18 protein-coding genes are annotated in these 16,151 nt (G+C 38.3%); 11 read left to right on the forward strand and 7 right to left on the reverse strand.

Features of this window, described 5'->3' with window-relative positions:
• Window positions 1-59 precede the first annotated feature (59 nt).
• Window positions 60-452: a DUF2784 family protein gene (locus tag H4O18_RS19720; protein WP_187587866.1), complete on the reverse strand. Its 393-nt coding sequence runs from the start codon at window positions 450-452 to the stop codon at window positions 60-62.
• A 134-nt stretch (window positions 453-586) separates the two neighbouring features.
• On the opposite strand from H4O18_RS19720, the gene H4O18_RS19725 reads away from it, so the two are divergent.
• Window positions 587-2,707 carry a M3 family metallopeptidase gene (locus tag H4O18_RS19725; protein ID WP_187587869.1) on the forward strand — a complete coding sequence of 707 codons (2,121 nt, stop codon included), beginning with the start codon at window positions 587-589 and terminating at the stop codon, window positions 2,705-2,707.
• Between the two features lie 86 nt (window positions 2,708-2,793).
• Here H4O18_RS19725 and H4O18_RS19730 read toward each other — a convergent pair whose 3' ends face one another.
• The 4 genes from H4O18_RS19730 to H4O18_RS19745 all read right to left on the reverse strand — a co-directional run bounded on the left by H4O18_RS19730 (window position 2,794) and on the right by H4O18_RS19745 (window position 6,071).
• On the reverse strand, window positions 2,794-3,471 hold the full coding sequence (locus H4O18_RS19730) for a type 1 glutamine amidotransferase domain-containing protein (RefSeq protein WP_187587871.1): 678 nt from the start codon (window positions 3,469-3,471) through the stop codon (window positions 2,794-2,796).
• 47 nt (window positions 3,472-3,518) lie between these two features.
• Window positions 3,519-4,517: an NADP-dependent oxidoreductase gene (locus H4O18_RS19735; protein ID WP_187587873.1), complete on the reverse strand. Its 999-nt coding sequence runs from the start codon at window positions 4,515-4,517 to the stop codon at window positions 3,519-3,521.
• A gap of 24 nt (window positions 4,518-4,541) precedes the next feature.
• A complete protein-coding gene (locus tag H4O18_RS19740) occupies window positions 4,542-5,120 on the reverse strand; it encodes a TetR/AcrR family transcriptional regulator (protein WP_187587875.1) in 579 nt (192 codons plus the stop codon).
• Between the two features lie 255 nt (window positions 5,121-5,375).
• On the reverse strand, window positions 5,376-6,071 hold the full coding sequence (locus H4O18_RS19745; RefSeq protein ID WP_187587877.1) for a dioxygenase family protein: 696 nt from the start codon (window positions 6,069-6,071) through the stop codon (window positions 5,376-5,378).
• Between the two features lie 241 nt (window positions 6,072-6,312).
• On the opposite strand from H4O18_RS19745, the gene H4O18_RS19750 reads away from it, so the two are divergent.
• The 10 genes from H4O18_RS19750 to H4O18_RS19795 all read left to right on the forward strand — a co-directional run bounded on the left by H4O18_RS19750 (window position 6,313) and on the right by H4O18_RS19795 (window position 15,319).
• Window positions 6,313-7,653 carry a DEAD/DEAH box helicase gene (locus H4O18_RS19750; protein WP_187587879.1) on the forward strand — a complete coding sequence of 447 codons (1,341 nt, stop codon included), beginning with the start codon at window positions 6,313-6,315 and terminating at the stop codon, window positions 7,651-7,653.
• Between the two features lie 5 nt (window positions 7,654-7,658).
• On the forward strand, window positions 7,659-8,972 hold the full coding sequence (locus H4O18_RS19755) for a DEAD/DEAH box helicase (protein ID WP_187587881.1): 1,314 nt from the start codon (window positions 7,659-7,661) through the stop codon (window positions 8,970-8,972).
• A gap of 48 nt (window positions 8,973-9,020) precedes the next feature.
• Window positions 9,021-10,571 (forward strand): SDR family NAD(P)-dependent oxidoreductase, encoded by a 1,551-nt coding sequence (locus H4O18_RS19760; RefSeq protein ID WP_187587883.1) that lies wholly within the window; start codon window positions 9,021-9,023, stop codon window positions 10,569-10,571.
• Between the two features lie 111 nt (window positions 10,572-10,682).
• On the forward strand, window positions 10,683-11,462 hold the full coding sequence (locus tag H4O18_RS19765) for a HipA family kinase (protein WP_187587885.1): 780 nt from the start codon (window positions 10,683-10,685) through the stop codon (window positions 11,460-11,462).
• Window positions 11,452-11,835, forward strand: a complete 384-nt coding sequence (locus H4O18_RS19770; protein WP_187587887.1) for a DUF3037 domain-containing protein — start codon at window positions 11,452-11,454, stop codon at window positions 11,833-11,835. Before H4O18_RS19765 ends, H4O18_RS19770 begins: the two co-directional genes overlap by 11 nt.
• A gap of 320 nt (window positions 11,836-12,155) precedes the next feature.
• Complete coding sequence (locus tag H4O18_RS19775; protein WP_031444295.1) at window positions 12,156-12,350, forward strand: cold-shock protein; 195 nt, start codon at window positions 12,156-12,158, stop codon at window positions 12,348-12,350.
• 117 nt (window positions 12,351-12,467) lie between these two features.
• Window positions 12,468-12,917: a KTSC domain-containing protein gene (locus tag H4O18_RS19780; RefSeq protein WP_187587889.1), complete on the forward strand. Its 450-nt coding sequence runs from the start codon at window positions 12,468-12,470 to the stop codon at window positions 12,915-12,917.
• Window positions 12,918-13,077: 160 nt separating this feature from the next.
• Entirely contained in the window at window positions 13,078-13,530 is a 453-nt protein-coding gene (locus H4O18_RS19785) for a carboxymuconolactone decarboxylase family protein (protein WP_246474468.1), read from the forward strand.
• A 66-nt stretch (window positions 13,531-13,596) separates the two neighbouring features.
• Window positions 13,597-14,019: an OsmC family protein gene (locus H4O18_RS19790; protein WP_187587893.1), complete on the forward strand. Its 423-nt coding sequence runs from the start codon at window positions 13,597-13,599 to the stop codon at window positions 14,017-14,019.
• A 196-nt stretch (window positions 14,020-14,215) separates the two neighbouring features.
• Entirely contained in the window at window positions 14,216-15,319 is a 1,104-nt protein-coding gene (locus tag H4O18_RS19795) for an acyltransferase family protein (RefSeq protein ID WP_246474477.1), read from the forward strand.
• 86 nt (window positions 15,320-15,405) lie between these two features.
• Here H4O18_RS19795 and H4O18_RS19800 read toward each other — a convergent pair whose 3' ends face one another.
• Both H4O18_RS19800 and H4O18_RS19805 read right to left on the reverse strand, forming a co-directional pair.
• Window positions 15,406-15,771: an arsenate reductase family protein gene (locus tag H4O18_RS19800; RefSeq protein ID WP_187587897.1), complete on the reverse strand. Its 366-nt coding sequence runs from the start codon at window positions 15,769-15,771 to the stop codon at window positions 15,406-15,408.
• A gap of 21 nt (window positions 15,772-15,792) precedes the next feature.
• Window positions 15,793-16,008, reverse strand: a complete 216-nt coding sequence (locus tag H4O18_RS19805) for a hypothetical protein (protein ID WP_187587899.1) — start codon at window positions 16,006-16,008, stop codon at window positions 15,793-15,795.
• Window positions 16,009-16,151 lie beyond the last annotated feature (143 nt).

A 16,151-nucleotide genomic window follows, 5' to 3' on the forward strand; every position in this document is an offset into this window, starting at 1 on the left:
AATGATTTCAAGCTAAAAAAGATACGATATAAATATCAAAAAAATATTTCTTGCAGCATTTATCGGGGTATTCTTTTTCTTCTTCGGGATATGAGGTTTGCCCACAGTGAACATGACAAAGCCAAAACTGCCATGGCAAGGGTAAAGAAATTTATTAGTTCGGTATTGGGCACCCAACCCGTGATTTTTTTAATCAAAAAGGCAATATAGCTATTTGGTAGATTGTGTTCACCCAAGCGTCTTAGGACCTCATAATGCCAATCGGTTAAAAAACAATATCCCCAACCTTTCCAAATCCCTAGCAAAACCCAAGACCCAAAGGTTAAGAGTAAGGTGATAAGATTAAATTTTCGAGTACGTTTTAATATCCATCCGAACAGATTAAAAATTATGAGAACAGTATGGAAAATATAGAAAAAAGTATTCGCTATCCTTAAAAATAATTCATCCATAAGGAACAATGGTTAATTTCTTTAAAAGGTAGTCAATTTTTAGGGTTCGGAATTTTACCTAATTGTTGGTGGTGCCCATTCTCCTTTCTACTGGTTTCATTACTTTTGCACTCAAATTTTAAATTGATAAGTGAATGAAAAAAGTTTGTTCTGTGTTACTATTAACGGTTTTGTTTTCCGCATGTAAGGACTCCAACACCCAGAATAATCCAACCTCCCAAAATTCCATGAATTCCAATAATCCATTGCTCGCCGAAAGTACCTTGCCATATGGCGCTCCCGATTTCACCAAAATTAAAAACGATCATTTCAATGAAGCATTATTGCAAGGAATGGACGAAAAAAGAGAAATCATTGAAAAAATTGCAAGTAGTAAGAAAGCGGCAACATTTGAAAATACCATACTGGCGCTGGAAAAGAGCGGTAGTCTTTTAGAACGTGTTCAAAACGTATTTTCGGCCCTAACAGGGGCACATACCAACGATACCCTGCAAGCCGTACAAGAAGAAATGGCGCCTAAATTTTCAGAACTTCGGGATGCCGTTTATCTAAACGATAAATTGTTTCAGCGTGTAAAAACCTTATACAATAAAAAGGAAAGTTTGGACTTGGATGCGGAATCCTTAAAATTATTGGAAAATTATTTTGAAGATTTTGAAATTGCCGGAGCCAACTTATCGGAAGCAGACAAGGAAACACTGAAAACCTATAATTCGCGCTTGGCTACCCTAAGCAATACCTTTAATAAAACGCTATTGGAGGCAAATAATGCCGGAGCCTTATTGTTCACGGATAAATCCGAACTAGACGGAATCTCTGAATCCGAGTTGAAATCATTAAAAAATGAAGAAGATGAGGGTTGGAAGTTACCGCTTCAGAATACTACCCAACAGCCTTTGTTGCAATCGCTCGAAAAAAGGGCAACACGGGAGCGAATATTTAAAGCTGCCTGGTACAGGACAGATGGTTCAACTCATGATACCAAGGCCATTATCACAGAAATTGCGGAATTAAGAGCAAAAAAAGGAGCCTTGTTGGGCTTTGCCAATTATGCGGAATGGAGCCTGCAAAACACCATGGCCAAAAAGCCCGAGAATGTGAATAAATTGTTTAACGGACTTATTCCTGCCGCCACAGCTAAAGCGCAGCAAGAGGCAGACGAAATTCAATTAATGATACAGAAAAAGGGAGGGGATTTCATCTTAGCCCCATGGGATTGGAACCACTATGCTGAAATGGTGCGCAAGGAAAAATATGATTTGGACGAAAATCAGATAAAACCTTATTTTGAATTAAAGATCGTACTGGAAAAAGGGGTGTTCTATGCTGCAGAAAAATTATACGGAATTACATATAAGGTCAGGACGGATATCCCTACCTACCATGAGGATGTGTTGGTCTATGAGCTTTTTGAAGAGAACGGAGATCAATTGGGATTGTTCTATGGCGATTTTTTTTCCCGCCCCAGTAAGCGGGGAGGGGCTTGGATGAGCAACTTTGTTAACCAATCCAAATTGTACAATAACAAACCTGTAATTTATAATGTTTGTAATTACCCCAAACCAACCGAAGGGGACCCGGCATTGCTTACATACGATGAGGTGGAGACCCTGTTCCATGAATTTGGTCATGCGCTGCACGGCTTTTTTGCCGATCAACAATACCCATCTTTATCAGGTACCTCGGTGGCGCGCGACTTTGTAGAGTTTCCTTCCCAATTTAATGAAAACTGGGCACTGTATCCTGAAATACTGAAAAACTATGCCCTGCATTACAAAACCGGGAAACAAATTCCACAAGAGCTTATAGATAAGATTAAGAAATCGGGCACTTTTAATCAAGGTTATAGTCTAACCGAAAATTTGGCGGCTTCCAACTTGGATATGCAATGGCATACCATTGAATCGGACACAAAAATAGAGGATGCAAATGCCTTTGAAAAAGAGGCCTTGCATAAAACTAAATTGGATGTGGTTTCTGCTGTCCCACCCCGATATAGGTCTACTTATTTTGCTCATATCTTTGGCAGTGGTTACGCCGCAGGTTACTATTCCTACTTGTGGACAGAAATGCTGCACCATGATGCATACAATTGGTTTGAAACACATGGTGGACTTACTAGGGAAAACGGTCAGCGTTTACGGGATATGATTCTTTCCCGTGGAAATACCTTGCCATTGGAGGTAATGTACAAGGATTGGCGCGGCGGGGATCCAACAATTGAACCCATGTTAAAAGCTAGGGGGCTGCAATAATTGATATCACAATATTTTTGATGGATAAAAAAAAAGCCTACAAACCAGTGGTTTGTAGGCTTTAATCATTGATTATATTTTATGCCTTAGTTAAGGGATGCCAATAATTTTTCAGCAACCAGTTCTGAGGATGCCGGATTTTGTCCTGTAATCAAATTACCATCCTGCACAGCATATGCAGCCCAATCCTCTTTTTTGGAGTAGATACCTCCATTTGTTTTGAGCATGTCTTCCACTAAAAAGGGCACTACTTTTGTCAATTGCACAGCTTCCTCTTCCGAATTGGTAAATCCGGTAACTTTTTTACCTTTTACCAACGGGGAGCCATCCTCATTTTTAACGTCTTTCAGAGCGGCCGGAGCGTGACATACAAAGCCAATTGGCTTTTTCTGTTTGTTGAAGGTTTCTATAAGTTTAATGGACTTGGCATCATTTGCCAAATCCCATAAGGGGCCGTGACCACCTGGGTAAAATACCGCATCAAAATCACCGGCATTAATGTCTGCCAAGACAAGGGTGTTTTTAATTATTTCCTGAGCTACATTATCGTTTTTAAATCGCTCAGTAGCTTCCGTGCTGGCATCAGGAGTGTCACTACTGGGGTCAATTGGTGCAGCACCGCCCTTTGGCGTTGCCACGGTAATGTCCGCTCCTTTATCCAATAGGGTATAATATGGATTAGCAAATTCTTCGATCCAAAATCCCGTTTTCTTTCCAGTATCTCCTAATTTATCATGAGATGTTAATACAAATAGTATTTTCATTTTATTAATTTTTTAAATGTTAAATAATAGGGTTAGCAATCGTTGCCTTAGGCTTTTACGATCATCTTACCCTTGTTTTTACCGTCAAATAAATCCAAAAATGCTTGAGTGGTATTTGCAAATCCTTCTACAACGGTCTCGCTGTATGTTAACTTACCTTCCGCTAACCACCCAGATAGGTGCTTCATGGCTTCTGGAAATTTATCCATATAATTCGAGACTATAAAGCCCTGCATTAATGCGCTGTTTTTTACCAAAAATGGCTGAACGCTGACACTCTTGGGCGCTTCTGTATTGTTGTATACCGAAATGGCCCCACAGATAACCATTCTGGCAAATTTGTTAATATTATAAAGTACGGCATCTGAAATAGTCCCCCCAACATTGTCAAAATAGACGTCCACACCATCGGGACAAGCTGTCCTAAGGGCTGCTTTCATGTCATCTGTGGTATTGTAGTTTATGGCATGGTCAAATCCAAATTTAGAGGTAAGCATTTCTACTTTTTCATCTGTACCGGCAATTCCTACCACATATAACCCCAAAATTTTCCCTATTTGTCCTACAACACTACCTACGGCTCCAGCTGCTCCTGAAACTACCAAGGTCTCCCCGGCTTTGGGTTTACCAATTTGGGTTAACCCACAATATGCAGTTAATCCTGTCATTCCCAAAATACCCAAATAAGCACTAAGTGGAGCTCTGTCCTTGTCTACTTTTAATAGTCCTTCACCTTTTGAAATTTGTTGGGTCTTCCAATCCATCATTCCAGAAACAAAATCACCTTCCGTAAATTTGTCATTCTTGGAGGCGATTACTTTTGCTATTACCCCAGAGGTAATGGGCTTACCCAATTCAAAGGGCGCTACATACGATTTGGCATCGCTCATCCTTCCCCGTAAATAAGGGTCTACGGAGATGTAGGTGGCCTCCAAAAGTATTTCACCTTTTTCAATATTTAAATCAGTATCCTCTTTAATAAATTCGAAATCTGAAAGGGTAGGTTTTCCTACCGGTCTTTGTTTTAATATTATTGTCTGAATCATAATGTGATATTAGTTTATTGAGTTTTATTTTTTTATACTGTCCCAAGCAGCTCGGTAGGCGTCTTCCAAATGATCTTGGTTTAATTGAAATACACCACGTTGTTGCATTACCATTAGAAAGGAGAGGGGATTTATGGAGTAGGCATATAATAGGTAGGGCGACAAAGGCTTAATAATACCTTCTTGCTTGCCTCGTTCCCAAAGGTCAAGTAATGGTTGAAGGTGTTTTAGGCCTTCTTGTCTACTAGTTTCATCGATCATAGGGGTATTGTCGCACTGGGCCAAAAACATAGCTTCTTGCACTTCTTTTAATTTAAAATCGGCAATGCGTTTCCAAATTATCTCAAAACCTTCCGCTACAGGAATATCCGTATTATAATTTTTGAAGGCATAAGCGGTAAAGGCGGCCTTTACCTCTATATATACCTTATTTACCAAATCCTGCTTATTGTCGAAATACAAATAAATCGTAGCCGGGGAAACACTCGCCATTTTCGCAATTTTGGACATTGGCGTGGCATGAAACCCATTATTGTTAACGAGGTGAATGGTAGCCTTTACCAAAGCATTTCGCTTTTCAATACTTTTTTGTAGTTGTGCCATTATATGTTTTAGGTTTATTTGTTGGACGCGATTTAACATCCATGATAAAATTCAGTACAAAGATAGTCATAAAATGAACGTTCATTCTTTTTTTTAACAAAGAATTAATCTTTATACTTATTAGAGTGGAAGCGAATACGCGGCTTTTAAGAGATTGGCCAATTTCCACTAATGATTAGCGGGTAAGTGGAACACTGGGATTAGAAAACAATTTTCTTTTTAAAACTAAGTACCATAGGATCTAGATGACCTTTTCTAAACTACAATGGTTTTCAAAAGTGTGTAACCGTCTGTATTATTGCCGCTCACGGAATCGGCCATATTACCATCAATACTGTTGGAAAACACATTATCACGGGTATTCAAGGTGTCCGCTTCACCTTTATAGTATGTAGAGGCATACACCGTATCACAAACGGATTTTGGAAAAGCAATTTGGGTTGTTCTAATGGATTTTTCACTTTTATCCAACACTTCAAGATGTATATGGGGAGCCCTCCCTCTGTACCATCCAGGGAAAATACTAATAAAGGAAGCGTTACCGTTGGCATCCGTAGTCTGGCGTCCCCTTAAGAAATGGGCATTGGTAAAATCGGTAGGTTGCAATGCAATTCCACCATATTCGGAGTAGTAACCTTCGGCATCGCAATGCCATACATCTACAAAAGCACTGGAAAGAGGTTTGCAATCGTTGCTTTGGTCCAGCACCTTTAGCGTAATAAGCATGGCCACACCGGTTCTATCGGAGACAATATTGGCCCTCATTAAATCCGCTGGCGTCTTTATTGTAAAAGGCCCCGCCGTCTCGCTAGGAGATAACTCACAATCCTCAATTATTGCTACATCGCCCTTTGGATTGCTATCCTTGGAACAGGCATGTACAACTGTAGGAACGGCAACAAGGGTTCCTATTCCCAACAATCCTTTTTTTAGAAAATCGTTCCTTTTCATTTCCAGCGAAGTTTAGACTTTACTAAAGTTATTCAAAAAGTAGGTCTAAATGAAGAAAATAGAAAGAATTGTGTAATCGTGAGAATTATGGAAAGTTAAATCTCCATTTTCTTATGTATTGTCAATATAGGAGCCTCCATTAATTATGAGCTTAAGCAACTAGGCTCTTTAAAAATAGGAATATATACCAATTACTGGCATTCCCTAGAAAACTGTGGCTATCTTTGCCGAAAATTATTATATGTCAAAGCAGTTTTCTGATTTAGGAATTAACGAACACCTACTTCAAAGTTTAATAGACCAGCAAATATCAGTGCCCACTGATATTCAGAAGAAGGTAATTCCTGTGATTTTGGAGCAAAATAAAGATGTAGTCGCTCTGGCAAAAACAGGAACCGGTAAAACAGCTGCTTTTGGGTTGCCTTTATTACAATTGATAGATAAAAATAATAGCAATATACAATTGGTAATATTGGCGCCTACACGGGAACTGGGGCAACAGATTTATGCAAATCTGGTTTCCTTTTCCACCCATAGTCCGTCTATTTCCATTGCTTCCATATGTGGAGGAATCCCTATTAAACCTCAAATTGAACGTTTAAAGAGTACTACCCATATCGTAGTAGCCACACCAGGCCGCCTGGTGGATTTGGTGAATAGGAAGGCCATCAATATTAAAGATATCAAGTATTTGGTTTTGGATGAGGCCGATGAAATGGTAACTGCTTTAAAGGCGGACCTGGATAATATTATTTCAGAAATTCCTAAAACCAGAAGAACATTATTGTTTACCGCCACCATGCCGGGAGCCTTAAAACAATTGATCCAGAATTATATGTCCAAACATGTGGTTCAGATAGAAGCGGACATGGCTACCGTAGGGCATCAGGGCATAGAGCATAGGTATGTTGTAGTGGAACCTATAGAGAAATTGGAAGTTCTGTTACACTTTTTAAAGTCCAGGGAAGGCGAAAGGGGAATTATTTTTTGCAAGACGAAAGCGGCGGTCAATAAATTGGGGAAAAATTTGGCCATCAATAAATTCCGATCAGGTGCCATCCACGGCAGTTTAACCCAAGGAATTAGAGATCGGGTGATGAGACAATTTAGGGAAGGTAATATAGATGTTATGGTAGCAACCGATTTGGCTGCCCGTGGTATCGATGTTAAGGAGATATCCTATGTGGTAAACTATCATTTACCGGACACCTATGATACCTATGTTCATAGAAGTGGACGTACCGCTAGAGCAGGGGCAGCAGGATTTTCATTAAGCATTATCCAAAAAGAGGAAGTGGAGGATATTGCCGATTTTGAAAAGGAGTTGGGTATAGATTTTAAGGAATTTAAAAAGGCGGATGCCCAAAGTATTGAAGAAAACAATGCCTTGATATGGGCCAACAAAATATTCAAGACCAAACCCAACCGAAATATTTCCCAAGAGTTTAGGGAAGAAATAAGAACAGTTTTCCATCATTTGACAAAAGAGGAACTTATAGATAAGATATTGGCGAATTACTTGGCGCAATCTACGGGTCACAGTCCAAAAGTAGAAACGCCCAAAAAGAAAAAAAATAAATAGTAGCCATGGCAAATAATATAAAAGACCAGGAGGATGTTTTAGCAAAACTAAATATCCAGCAGTTGAATCCCATGCAGGAGGAAGCTATTGCCCTAATTGGAAAAACTACCAACACTATTATTCTGTCACCAACAGGTACGGGCAAAACTTTGGCTTTTTTGTTGCCATTGATAGATACTCTAGATCCCAATATTGACGAAGTACAGGCACTGATATTGGTGCCTACGCGTGAATTGGCCATACAAATTGAACAAGTGGTTAGAAATATGGGGACTGGTTATAAGGTAAATGCCGTTTATGGCGGACGCCCTATGTCCAAGGATAAGATTGAAATTAAACATAATCCTTCTATTTTAATAGGGACACCAGGGCGTATTTTGGATCATTTTGATAGTGACCGGTTCTCAAAGGAAAGTATTAAAACCTTGGTGCTGGATGAGTTCGACAAGTCTCTGGAAATAGGTTTTGAGGAGGAAATGGCGGGAATTCTAAGTGAATTGCGCAATATTAAAAAAAGGATCTTGACTTCCGCTACACAGGGAGTTGAGATTCCAAGTTTTGTGAAATTGGATCAGCCAGTACTTATCGATTATTTAGAGGAAGAAGTTGGTTCAAAATTAGCAATTAAGATCGTGTTATCGCCTGCCAAGGATAAATTGCCAAGGCTACTGGAGCTGTTGCAACACTTGGGAAATCAGCCGGGAATCATTTTCTGTAATTTCAGGGATAGTATAGAGGAAGTGAGTTCTTTATTGGAGAAAAATAAAATAGGGCACACTTGCTTTTCCGGAGGAATGGAACAGAAGGATAGGGAGCGTTCCCTTATCAAATTCAGAAACGGAACCAGTCAAATTTTAATCGCCACTGATTTGGCGGCCAGGGGAATAGATATCCCGGAGTTAAAATATATAATTCATTACGAGCTTCCACATTCTTCGGAGGAGTTTACCCATAGAAATGGGAGAACGGCAAGGGTAAATGCCAAAGGTACTGCCTATGTGTTAAAATGGGAAAAGGAGCGATTGCCTGAGTTTATAAAGGATACTGGCGATATGGATATCACCAAAAAAGGGGCACCTATGAAACAGTTTTGGGAAACCTTGTTTATTTCGGGAGGAAGAAAGGATAAAATTTCCAAGGGTGATATTGCTGGGCTGTTTTTTAAGCAAGGGAATATCAACAAGGACCAATTGGGCGACATAGAATTAAAACAGGACTGCGCATTTGTTGCCGTTCCTTTGTCGATTGCCAATCAATTGGTGGAAAAATTGAACAATTCACGTTTAAAAAAGAAAAAAGTTCGCATTACGATTCTCTAGTTTTTTTGGAGTAAAAACTAAATATTTATCTGTTGGAATATATTAAAAATGAAAGAAAATCTAAAAGGGAATAAAGCTGCAATCACTCCAGCGGAGATTGATAATTGTATTGCACTCTTGCAGCAATTAGTGGACCATACAGATCAGATATTTGATATTCCAAAAGAAAAAAGAACTGCTTTAATAAAGGTATCGGGCCAATTTTCCAGACCCAATAGGGAAGAATTTTCCAGAAGAAAAAAAGACGGTAAGAAAAGTGCCCTACGTAAAAAAGAAGCAAGGGACAAAAAGGCTCGGAAAGAAACAGGTATTAGAAATGCACGAGAGGCCCACATATTTGTTGCCCCTAAACTTTTGCCTACTGCAGAATTGGTCAATCATAAAAAACAGGAACTGGAGGTATCAAGAAACTGTTATGTTTGTAAAACGGAGTTTAGCGAATTACATCATTTTTATGATACCATGTGCATAAAATGTGGTGATTTCAACTATGCCAAGCGTTTTCAAACAGCTGATGTAAAAGGGCAAGTTGCCGTTGTAACTGGCTCTAGATTAAAAATTGGATATCATATTACTTTAATGTTATTACGTGGTGGCGCTACTGTAATCGCTACGACCCGGTTTCCTGTTGATTCGGCATTGCGCTTTTCCAAGGAGGAAGATTTTATGGAATGGGGGCATCGATTAAAAATACACGGTCTGGATTTACGTCATATCCCAAGTGTGGAAATATTTTGTAATTATATAGAGCGGCAATATGACCGATTGGATATTCTTATAAATAATGCAGCCCAGACGGTTAGACGGCCCGCTGGCTTTTACCATCATTTGATGTCCAAAGAAGAAAGCCCTATAACATTTCTTCCTCCAGATGCACAAAAAGTTTTGAGCGATCATACAAGTTGTTTACAGGAATTAAAAGAACTAACCTCGGGAGCGTCTCCCAATCAGAATATGCCGGTTACCTGGCATGGACCGGAAGCAGGAATCGGAATAAGGGCTTCTGCCAAATTATCGCAAATTCCATATAGTTTTGACAATGTCTTAGTGGCACAGGAAGTATTTCCCACAGGGGAATTGGATGCCGATCTTCAACAGGTAGATTTACGCAAAACAAACAGTTGGCGACTTAAACTGGGAGAAATTGAAACTACTGAAATGTTGGAAGTACAATTGGTAAATGCTGTTGCCCCTTTTGTATTGTGCAATCGTTTGGCTGAATTAATGAAGAAGGAGAACACAGGACAAAAACATATCATTAATGTTTCGGCAATGGAAGGGAAGTTTCATCGTTCTTTCAAGGAATCACGTCACCCACATACCAATATGGCCAAGGCCGCTTTAAATATGCTTACCCATACCGCTTCAGGGGAATTGGCCAAAGCAGGAATATTTATGAATGCCGTGGACACTGGATGGGTTACGGATGAAGACCCCGCTGAACTATCTAAAATGAAACAGGAAGTCTATGATTTTCAACCGCCTTTGGATATAGTGGATGGTGCTGCCAGGGTGATGGACCCGTTAATAGACGGAATTAATACTGGAAAACATTGGTCCGGCAAATTCCTGAAGGATTACTTTCCAATTGATTGGTAATTATATCCAGGCAAATTAAAACTTGAATTTACTTCAATCTGAAAAAAGCAGACCAATTCACGGGAATACAAATTCTATTTTACACAATTAACTTTTTTTATCTTCGTGCTTATGAATTCAATAGATATAAGAACAGTTGATGTTGTTCAATATATAAAACCTTTACGTGAAGGTGGTTCCCTGCCGGCGATTGTAAAGGCCGACGATGGATTTTTATATGTTTTAAAATTCAGAGGGGCAGGTCAAGGAAAAAAGGCGTTAATAGCGGAACTAATTGGAGGCGAATTGGCGCGGGCTGTCGGACTTAAGGTGCCTGAATTGGTTTTTATGAATCTAGATGATTCATTTAGCAAGACAGAACCGGATGAGGAAGTTCAAGACTTACTTAAATTTAGTGTAGGGCTGAACCTAGGTTTGCATTTTTTGTCCAGTGCCATAACTTATGACCCGTTGGTTTCCACGGTTGATGCTTTGATCGCATCAAAAGTTGTACTGCTGGATAGCATTATGAGTAATATTGACAGGACGGCAAAAAACACCAACTTATTGCAATGGAACAATGAATTATGGGTAATTGATAATGGTGCAAGCTTTTATTTTCACCATAATTGGGAAACATGGAAAAATCATCTTACCAGAACCTTTCCGCTAATAAAAGACCACGTGCTTTTAGAGTTTGCCACAAAGTTAAAAGAGGCTGCATTGGTAATCAAAGAATCACTTAATACCGATAAAATTGCTGAAATCATAGGATTAATACCTGAGGAATGGTTGTTGAACGAGGCCGATGATTTAAATCCCGATGAAATTAGAGCGGCCTATATTGAATATATATATGCCAAACTTGCCATGATCGATACATTGGTTAAAGAGTCTGAAAATGCAAGATAAAGACAAATACGAATACGCAATTATTAGACTTGTTCCTAAAGTGGAGCGTGCAGAATTCTTTAATATTGGGGTTATACTTTTTTCAAGACGGAAGAAATTTTTGGAAGTAAAATATTTAGTAGACCCCAAAAAATTGAAATGTTTCTCAAATGAAATTGATATTAATGCTATAGATGAATATTTAAAGGCCTGGACATTGGTATGTAAAGGAGCACCTTCCGGAGGAGCAATCGGCAAACTGGATTTACCTGATAGATTTCGGTGGTTAACAGCCTCTAGGAGTACAATGATTCAGAGTTCAGAAACTCATTCAGGTCTATGCCAAGATCCTAAAAAAGAATTGGAAAATCTATTCGAAAGCTACGTTTTATAGTAGGAACAATGGCGTAGAGTAGGGAAAAAATGAATTTAATGATCAATCTTAAAACAGGGAGTTCATATCCGGTAATTAAAGTTTATTGATTCCACTACGAGCTTATATATTACCTTCGGGCTTAATCCAGAGAAAAGGTATAACGGTCAGGCTTATAGCAGGATACAGCGTTTTCAAATGGGCAATTGTTTAAGTAAAAACGCCCAGTTTTATGTTCCTAAAAATATTGTTAGTAAATATAAATGAACTAATTCGCTGTATTTTAAATTATTAGCACGATATTTGCAAAATAATATTATAATAAATTTAATTACATTACAATGAGTAGTAAAGGAACAGTAAAATTTTTCAATGACACTAAAGGTTTTGGTTTTATCACTGAAGAAGGTGTTGAAAAAGATCATTTTGTACACATCTCTGGATTAATCGATGAAATTCGCGAAGGCGATGAAGTATCTTTTGATCTTAAAGAAGGTAACAAAGGATTAAACGCAGTAAACGTACAAGTTATATAATATATACTTCCATGTTTAAAGAAAAGGCCCATCAGTTATGATGGGCTTTTTTATGTTCAAAAAACGACGAATTTTAAGAAATAAGGCGTAGTTTCGCGCCCTGTAAAAAACTGGTGTATGAAGCGCATAAATGAGTACAAGAAATTATTTGGAATAGAAAAGGAGATCGATCTTAAGTTGCTGAAGAAAAGCTACCGCGACTTGGTAAAGGAATGGCATCCGGATAAATTTCAAGAAGGAGATATTAAACGTGAGGAAGCTGAAGTAAATAGTCGCAAGATTATAGACGGCTACCATTTTTTAGTAAGTATAGCTCCTGAAACAAAAGCTGCAAATCTTGAGGCATATACTGAAACTATAAATAATTCTGGTATTGCCGATTACCATCACAAAGGCCTTTTATTGGAAATTACTTTTATGGATGGGTCTACTTATGAGTACTTTGGCGTTACCAAACAAGTTTATATCAAGATGGTTAATTCCAATACCGTTAATCGTTTTGCTAAACGTATGATCTATCCTAAATACACCTATAGACAATCTAAAAAACAGCTTCAAGAAGCGTAAATGCTTTAAGCTACATAACAATTACTTGGCCAATTTTGCCAAATACATTGGTTATCTATATAACGTAAAAAAAGAAAGCCCATTGGGCTTTCTCTTTTTTTAAGGGGGGTTGGAACGTTGTTTTGTCGAAGCATGCTTAATAGTAGGATTCGTCCCCAATTTGTACGCCTATTACGCAAAGAACGAGACAGCCTTAGGAGATTACCTAGCATTACAGAATCGTAAAACTACCTTAAAGACAAAGGAAAAGGAAGTTATTAATCTAGTGGTGAGTCAGTTTAATGGATGTAACTACTGTTTATCCGCCCATACACAAATTGGTAAAATGAATGGTTTTACCGAAGATCAAATTTTGGAGGTCAGGACTGGTAAGGCTAGTTTTGATAGTAAGCTTGATGCCTTGGCCAAGTTTGTATTATCTACAGTTGAAAATAGAGGAAGGGCCTCTGAAGCGGTTAAGGAACAGTTCTTTGTTGCAGGATATACCGAAGCCAATTTGATCGATGTGGTTATAGTTATTGGAGACAAGACCATTAGTAATCTAATTCACAATTTGGCCGATTTTGAAATAGATTTTCCTTTAGCGGAAGAACTACAAACAGCAGTCATATAAATCAGCGTTAGTCAATAAACACCCTTGGGTGTCAATAAATTCAAGGGGTCTAAAATAAACTACAAAATGAGTACAAAAATAAACATCAAGAATTTACCGGTAGGCTACCAATCAGTAATAAGCAATGGAAAACACGCTATTATAGGGGACGAGCCAATCCCCTCCAAAGGTACGGATTTGGGGTTTTCCCCAGTGGAATTGGTTTTGGTGGGAATCTCAATGTGCAAAGTGGCCACAATTAGAAATGTTGCCAGAAGAAAAGGTTGGGAAATAGGGGAGGTGGACGCACAATTGGAACAAACGGCAGTACGCCAACCCAATGACAGCTTTATTACCAAAGTGGAATCCAACATTCAAATCCAAGGTAATCTCACCGAGGAGCAACAACAGCTATTGATCAAGGAGGCCGACAATTGTTATGTTACCCGACTGGTCAGGGGAGAATGGGAATTTCAGGAATCGGCACAACCGCAGCATGTGGAAGCATAGATTAATATTTCAATACATATTCAATTAAAGTAGCCCCGGTATTTCATCGGGGTTACTTTTTTGTATATCCATACAATACTTTGCAATGTTAAGGGTCGTATATCGAGGATTTAAAAAGAATCAATGAAAATGGGCAAATTATTTGGTAGAACAGCAGTACTGTTTAACTTAGATGCCAAATAACATGCAATTTACTATGAAAAGATTCAAAGCACTCGACGTGTTCCGCGGATTGACGATTTGTCTAATGATCATAGTTAATTCTACAGGAGATTGGGACCTTACCTTCGCTCCGCTACTTCATGCCAATTGGCATGGGTTTACTCCGACCGACTTGGTCTTTCCTTCTTTTCTTTTTGCGGTTGGAAATGCTTTTGCATTCGTTAAGACCAGATGGGCCGATAAACCCCTGTCCGAAGTTTTTCAGAAAATAATTAAAAGGACTTTGATTATCTTTTTACTCGGGTATATAATGTACTGGTTTCCGTTTGTATCATGGACAGAATCTGGAGACCTTGCCTTTGTTTCTTTTAGTGAAACGAGGATATTGGGGGTGTTACAGCGAATAGCGATTTGTTATTTTATTGGTGCAACCATGATTTATTTTCTTAGTAACCGCCAGCTAATTATAGCTTCTGCACTCATCCTACTTGGGTATTGGGGGCTGTTAAGTGGCTTTGGTGACTATACCTTGGAGGGCAATCTAGTAAGAACAATTGACAGGCTACTTCTTGGAGATGGTCATTTATATGGCGGTGATGGAATTCCGTTCGACCCTGAAGGTTTACTGAGTACATTACCAGCGATTTGCAATGTTATTGCGGGATATCTTATAGGGCAATTTGTTATTCAAGGGGGAATCAATTATGAAAAGTTAGCTAAAATGTTGATGTTAGGAGCCGGCTTATTGGCTGTCGCTTATTTCTGGAATTTAAGTTTCCCTGTAAATAAGAAATTATGGACGAGTTCATTTGTAATTCTAACCATTGGCCTTGATATAATTGTGTTAGCCATACTTATCTACTCTATAGATTTTATTAAAAAACCTGTAAACTATAAGTTTTTCGAGGTTTTTGGAAAAAATTCACTGTTCATATATTTATTGTCGGAATACCTGGCCATTACTTTACTTTTTCTTCGTGTTGATGAAAATCAAAGTTTGTACAGTTATATCTATGAAAAAGGCTTCAGCTGGATAGGACCTTATTATGGGTCATTGGCCTTTGCCCTTATTTTTATGCTATTTTGTTGGCTTATTGGGTTTTGGTTGGATAAAAAGAGGATTTATATTAAAGTATAATAGCACTAAACTATTTTTAGTTAGGCTAAACAACCTTCCATTATTTCAACTATCTACCAAACAATTCTTATAAGGATTTAGTAATATTATATTTTAATTATATCGGTAGGAGTTTCTATTAAAATGGTCGTTTTGCCACGTAGTGCTATGGGTTGCTTCATAATCTCAGGGTTCTGTCTTATCATTTTGATCCAGTCGTCGGTAGAAAATTCATGATGGTCAAAATGTGACTTATAAGTTGGGTGTTCCTGATTTACCAAGTCCTTTACCTCAATATTCAATTTGTCTGCCAACTCCACTATCTGGGTGCCTGTAAGGGTTACTTTTAAGATGTCTATTTCATGTATTGGTAGGCCCTCAGCCTTGGCATAGGCCAGGGTTTGCTTGGCCCTTGTAGATTTGGAACTGTAAAATAAGGTAATCTGTCTTTCCGATGTAGCTATTTCTCCCATATTCTTTTTTTTAGAACTGCATTACCCATTTTTTTTATGGGTCTCCAAATGATGTTTTAGTAATTGCTTTAAACTCTCCAAATAATCCTGCAAAGCTTCCTTATCTACATGAGGATGATTTTTTGCAGGAATGGTCATAGGGTTTTCATCCAGAGAACGATATAATTCGGGGTAATTGGTCTCGATATTGGAGGTGAGCTGTGTAATTTGGCCTAATACTTTTCTTATATCATTCATTTTACAATAGTATTGATTACATACTATAAAGATAAAGAAGTTTTTAATCTAAAACTCTGATGATGGTCATATAAATGCTATCTACAGTCTAATAATCCTTCCCGAGCTGGTCGAATTTTATTTCTTCATGACAATAGAAATGA

It is taken from the genome of Arenibacter arenosicollis (assembly GCF_014397245.1).
In the GTDB taxonomy this organism is placed as follows: domain Bacteria; phylum Bacteroidota; class Bacteroidia; order Flavobacteriales; family Flavobacteriaceae; genus Arenibacter; species Arenibacter arenosicollis.